Source organism: Roseibium sp. RKSG952 (genome assembly GCF_009711355.1).
Map to the genome: position 1 here is coordinate 1 of NZ_SMMF01000440.1, position 1008 is coordinate 1008.

Below are 1008 nucleotides of genomic sequence, written 5' to 3' on the forward strand. Positions count from 1 at the left end.
GCGAACCTGACCGACGAGGAAAAGGTGATTGCCGAATTCTGGGAAGATGGTGGCGGCACCGCATTCCCTCCGGGCACCTTCATGACCTTCGCACAATATGTGTCGGCGCGTGATGAAAACACTCTTGATGAAGACGCACAGCTGTTCTTCGCGATGAGTAACGCGGAAATGGATGCAGGCATTGCCACCTGGCAGGCCAAGGTCGAATATGACTACGCTCGTCCTGTCCGTGTGATCCGCGACCTCGGCGAGCTCGGCCTGATCGGCGAGGAAGGGGTTGACGAAGTCACCGGCGAGACCGGCTATGTCATCGAGGCCTTTGCCGGGTTCGATGAAGATGGCAACGGCCTCGGGACCCAGACCATTCTGGCCGAGAACTTCGTGACCTACCAGTTGCCGAACGGCAACCCGTCCCCGCCCTTCGCAGAGTATGTGTCGGGTCACTCGACCTTCTCAGCGGCTGGCGCCGAAGTTCTGGAACAGTTCACCGGGTCCGACGAGTTCGGAGCATCGGTCACCTTCAACGCGGATGCATCCGTGTTCGAAAACGGTGTTCCGGATACGGCTGTCACGCTTGAGTGGGCAACCTTCTCGGAAGCTGCGGACGAAGCCGGGATCTCCCGTGAATATGGCGGCATCCACTTCGAGGAAGGCGACCTTTACGGACGCGAACTCGGCGAGGAAATCGGTTCGTCGGCCTACGATCAGGCTCAGGCCTTTATCGACGGCACCGCAACCGACGAAGACCGTCCATTCTTCGGCGACGACGCCATCGCATAAGGCGGCAGCCCCCAACAAACTATCCCGGCCGGATTTATCCGGCCGGTTTTTTTATGGTGTCCGGGTCTTCGGCTGGAAACAAAAACGCCCGCCAGCGTAAAGGCTGGCGGGAGCTTTTTTGTTGCTATCTGCCGGTCAAATGGCCGTTGCAGCTGTGATGCTGAACACCCGGATCATGACCCAAATCCGGATGCCTACGCCTTGACTTCCAGAGCTTTGCGGTCCGTC

The 1008-nt window shown here is 58.9% G+C and carries 1 protein-coding gene; it reads left to right on the forward strand.

The features are described from left to right. Positions 1–780: vanadium-dependent haloperoxidase (locus E1297_RS48930; RefSeq protein ID WP_196223111.1), on the forward strand; the 780-nt coding region annotated here is incomplete at its 5' end. Positions 781–1008: the final 228 nt, after the last annotated feature.